Below are 243 nucleotides of genomic sequence, written 5' to 3' on the forward strand. Positions count from 1 at the left end.
TTTCAGGACATGTCGGTAGCTCGCTTTGTAAAACATGATGCGATTGATTTTAGGGGCATGATTGCTGAAATGGGCAGCGGCTTTACCAACAAGCCTTATGAATTGCTTATTGGGCCACTGTATGGCAACCGAGCCTTGAACAAAGTTGAGCAAATATTAAAAAAACTAAAGCCAACGAAACAACAAAGTAAACCTAAAAGGTTGATGTGGATAGCTGCCAACACACGCTATTGGGGCTTAAGT

At 42.0% G+C, this 243-nt stretch carries 1 protein-coding gene; it reads left to right on the forward strand.

The window, feature by feature from the left end; all coding sequences use genetic code 11:
- Positions 1-243, forward strand: a 243-nt coding sequence (locus tag AAEZ02_RS23320) for a hypothetical protein (protein ID WP_351125587.1), incomplete at both ends; no start/stop codon positions are given.

The organism is Shewanella sp. T24-MNA-CIBAN-0130 (assembly GCF_040310185.1).
Lineage (GTDB): Bacteria > Pseudomonadota > Gammaproteobacteria > Enterobacterales > Shewanellaceae > Shewanella > Shewanella psychromarinicola.